This is a genomic window from Mesorhizobium sp. M0159 (assembly GCF_040322295.1).
In the GTDB taxonomy this organism is placed as follows: Bacteria; Pseudomonadota; Alphaproteobacteria; order Rhizobiales; family Rhizobiaceae; genus Mesorhizobium.
The window spans coordinates 1-4,745 of record NZ_JAMYTF010000111.1; the positions used below are offsets into that span (position 1 = coordinate 1).

1 protein-coding gene is annotated in these 4,745 nt (G+C 60.6%); it reads left to right on the plus strand.

Annotation, left to right across the window (positions count from 1 at the left end; all coding sequences use genetic code 11):
- Positions 1–183 precede the first annotated feature (183 nt).
- Positions 184–4,542: a Ulp1 family isopeptidase gene (locus NKJ32_RS35035; RefSeq protein WP_352830495.1), complete on the plus strand. Its 4,359-nt coding sequence runs from the start codon at positions 184–186 to the stop codon at positions 4,540–4,542.
- Positions 4,543–4,745: the final 203 nt, after the last annotated feature.

Below are 4,745 nucleotides of genomic sequence, written 5' to 3' on the forward strand. Positions count from 1 at the left end.
AGCGGACAAGAACACGCCGCGGCGCCCTACGCCGGAGGCAGTGGGTCGATGCTGGGTGCCTCGGTGCTGCAGCCGGGTCACTCAACGGCGCGCCATCATGATGCGCCGGATTCGTCAGTGGTTGATCTGAATCCCCCCGCACCGTCCGAGTTGCGTGACCCTGCTCGTTCTGTGCCGGCGGCGGTGCAGCCAGATCCTCCAATAGGGGTCTCCGGTCCCGACAAGCGTCCTCTTTATTCCAACGATGCGACCGTTGTCGAAGGGCTGAGGTCAGCATTGGAGAGCACGGTCAAGCGCCATGTAAATTCTCTTCTCGGCTTTGGTCGTTGGCTCTTTGATAATAACAGGCCGGGATTTGCTGCTCGGCTTCACGAGGAGTCGCTGGATCCGGATCTCAAGGAGTACGAGAGCAAGAGTGGCTCCTCGGACGTGGCTAGAGCAGTGGGTCATCTCAAGACGTGGGCGGGCGGAGCGCCAGTGCTGGACCGCGCCGCTGTCCTGAATAATCCCGACCCTGCCGACGCCGCGCTCATCAGAGATTACACAGCGGCTCCCATCAAAGAGTACAAGGCAGCGCCGACCGGGCCGAATCCCGCTACCATTCAGACCTATGGATCTGCTCCTAGACGTTTCAGTGAATACCTGGTTGAAAACAAAAAGCCGGGGATTGCGGCTCGGCTTCACGAGGGGTCGCTGGATGAAGATGCCAAGCGCTATAACAACTCCGGTGGGATCAGTGCACTAGCTCATCTCCGGAAGTCCGAACTCGGGCGCGAGCTCCCTGGGAAAGCTAATGAAGACGACGCTGTTCTGCCATTGTCTTTCGTGCCAACTGGGCCCCATCACCAAGCCTCGGATCCCGCAGGGTCCTTTCGTCCCCTGATCTGGCGCGACGGCGACCAGCGCGCGCCGGACGAGCGGATCGCTGCACAGGACAGGAGCAACCAGCTATCAAGCGAGGAGGTCCTCATCAACCGTGAGCATGATACAGCGGAGTTGAGACCAGCGAAGAGGCAAAGGCCCCTGAACAGTCGTCTGCAGGACGTTGCCACTGAGCCGCAGCTGAGCGAGATCGGCAATTCAGGCGCTCGCGTGCTGATGCAGGCCCCCACCCATCAAGTGGGTGCATTGCCATGGGAAGCGCAGCCCATGATGCAAGGGAGCGGACAAGAACACGCCGCGGCGCCGTATGCCGGAGGCAGTGGGTCGATGCTGGGTGCCTCGGTGCTGCAGCCGGGTCACTCAACGGCGCGCCATCATCATGCGCCGGATTCGTCAGTGGTTGATCTGAATCCCCCCGCACCGTCCGAGTTGCGTGACCATGCTCGTTCTGTGCCGGCGGCGGTGCAGCCAGATCCTCCAATAGGGGTCTCCGGTCGCGACAAGGGTCCCCTCTATTCCAACGATGCGACCGTTGTCGAAGGGCTGAGGTCAGCTTACGCGGGTAAGGTCAAGGAGAGCACGGTCAAGCGCCATGTAAATTCTCTTCTCGGCTTTGGTCGTTGGCTCTTTGACAATAACAGGCCGGGATTTGCTGCTCGGCTTGACGAATCGTCGCTGGATCAGGATCGCAAGGAGTACGAGAGCAGGGGTGGCCCCTCGGAGTACGAGAGCAGGGGTGGCCCCTCGATCGTGGCTAGAGCACTGGGTCGTCTCAAGACGTTGGCGGGCGGAGCGCCAGTGGTCGACCGCCCTGTCCGGAATCCCTACCCTGCCGACGCCGCGCTCATCAGAGATTACACAGCGGCTCTCATCAAAGAGTACAAAGAAGCGCCTGCGACCGGGCCGAATCGCGGTACCATTCAGGTCTATGGATCTACTCTTATACGTTTCAGTGAATACCTGCATGAAAACAAAAAGCCGGGGATTGCGGATCGGCTTCACGAGGGGTCGCTGGATGAAGATGCCAAGCGCTATGTGAACTCCGGTGGTAACCGGAGGATCAGTGCACTAGCTCATCTCCGGAAGTTCGCACCCGGGCGCGAAATTGCCCTTGCTGCTCGTCCGGAAGACGCAGTCGGCATGGAGGCTCGTGCCATTGGGGACGCCGCTGCGCAGCGCAGCGGGACGCAGGAGGCATTGGGTCGGCCAGAGAGGCCCCCTGGGAAAGCTAAAGACGGGCGGGTGCTCGGCGCATTGGAATGGCTAGGCGACGAACATATCCAGAGGGATTACCAACTCCTGGAGCAGGAGTTGCAGGGGAACAATCCAGATCTCGCCGCCCGGACGCGGTTCGTGGATCCCCTCGTAGCCAATTATCATCTGCGCTTGGGCTCCGAGAGCGTCATGCTAAGCGCATTCCAGCGCATCGTCCATCAGAACGGTAACGACACAGCCGACTTCCTGTTCGTGCCAGTGAGCGATGGCGGTAAGACTCTTGCGGAGCGCGGCACCCATTGGTCGCTGCTGTTCGTTGATCGCAGCGACCGGGAACGGCCGGTTGCCTATCATTATGACTCCTACAACGGATGCAATGACACGCTTGCAAAAGAGCTCGCAGAAAATCTGGGCGCCAGCCTGGAGACCCGCGTGGGCGTATCCCGCATCGCCCAGCAGAGCAACGTGGTGGATTGCGGAGTCTACGTGGTGGACGGCACGCGGGCGCTGGTTGGGCGATTGCAATCGCAGCCAGATAACCTGAACCTCAACAACCTCGTCGTCAATCGGCAGGCACTACAAACCCGCCTCAGGGGTGACAATACATTCGGAACGGCAAATAATCTCACGAACTTTGAACTCATGGACCGACAGGCCCGAGACGCGGTTAAGGAAAGCCCCGTTGGGACGTTTCACCAGCAGATCAAGCGGCTCGGCCAGTCAGCGCCAGACGTTGCTCCCGGGGACCCATTTAAATCTCAAAGTCTTGAGAGCAAGGGGGACGCCGCTGCGCAGCACAGCGGGCCGCAGGAGGAATACAGTTGGCCAGAGTATCTCCCCCCTGGGAAAGCTAATGAAGACGACGCTGTTCTGGCATCGTCTTTCGTGCCAACTGGGCCCCATCACCAAGCCTCGGATCCCGCAGGGTCCTTTCGTCCCCTGAGCTGGCGCGACGGCGACCAGCGCGCGCCGGACGAGCGGATCGCTGCACAGGACAGGAGCAACCAGCTACCAAGCGAGGAGGTCCTCATCAACCGTGAGCATGATACAGCGGAGTTGAGACCAGCGAAGAGGCAAAGGACCCCGAACAGTCGTCTGCAGGACGTTGCCACTGAGCCGCAGCTGAGCGAGATCGGCAATTCAGGCGCTCGCGTGCTGATGCAGGCCCCCACCCATCAAGTGGGTGCATTGCCATGGGAGGCGCAGCCCATGATGCAAGGGAGCGGACAAGAACACGCCGCGGCGCCGTACGCCGGAGGCAGTGGGTCGATGCTGGGTGCCTCGGTGCTGCAGCCGGGTCACTCAACGGCGCGCCATCATCATGCGCCGGATTCGTCAGTGGTTGATCTGAATCCCCCCGCACCGTCCGAGTTGCGTGACCATGCTCGTTCTGTGCCGGCGGCGGTGCAGCCAGATCGCCCAAAAGTGGTCTCCGGTCCCGACAAGGGTCCTCTTTATTCCAACGATGCGACCCTTGTCGAAGGGCTGAGGTCAGCACTCTATGCCGGTAAGGTCGGGGAGATCACGGTCAAGCGCCATGTAGATATTCTTTTCGGCTTTGGTCATTGGCTCGTTGAAAATAACAAGCCGGGGATTGCGGATCGGCTTCACGATTCGTCGCTGGATCGGGATCGCAAGGAGTACGAGATCTGGGGTGGCGGCCCCTCGGCCGTGGCTGGGTCACTGGGTCGTCTCAAGACGTGGGCGGGCGGAGCGCCAGTGGTGGGCCGCCCTGCCCTGAATCCCCACCCTGCCGACGCCGTGCTCATCAGAGAGTACACAGCGGCTCTCATCAAAGCGTACGAGGCAGCGCCGACCGGGCCGAAACCCCGTACCGTTGAGGTCTATGGGTCTGCTCTTAGACGTTTCAGTCAATGCCTGGTTGAAAACAAAAAGCCGGGGATTGCGGATCGGCTTCACGAGCGGTCGCTGGATGAAGATGCCAAGCGCTATATGAAAACCGCTGACATCAGTGCACTAACTCATGTCCGGAAGTTCGCACTCGGGCGCGAAATTGCCCTTGCTGCTCGTCCGGAAGACGCAGTCGGCATGGAGGCTCGTGCCATTGGGGACGCCGCTGCGCAGACCGCGGCACAAGCTCATGGCCACGCAGGAGAGCAGGGACCCATCTCTCGAGCTCAACAAGTCGCGCCAGCGCCGTTTGAACGGCACTTGGGCAAGAAGCGTGAGGCCCAGGACGGACTGACGAGTACACTTGACAGGAGCAACCTCGTGAACAGCGGGGGCGTCATCATAAACAATGAACATTACACAGCGCTGTTGAGACCGGCGAAGAGGCAGAGGACTGATAATCCGCAAAGCCGCGCCATGGGGCGGCAACTGAGCGAAGCAACCACGACGTCCATCAGCCAAGCCTCCGATCAAGCCCGAGCGGACCTAATGGCTTCCTTCAGAAGCAGGGAGCGCTCCGACGCGGGGCGTTGAGCTCCATGGCTGGGGTCAAGCAGAACAGCTCTCTTGACGACAGAGGCGCTGATGCGATCTCCGGACCGGTAGCTCTCGCCGTAATTGATCAGGCTGGTACTGTTGGAAGGCTTGATCGGCCTCGTCACCCCAATCTCCAGCATAGCTCACTGTCACGCGGCCAACGTGCCTCCGTAGCTAACATCTACGTCAGCGTTGAAGAA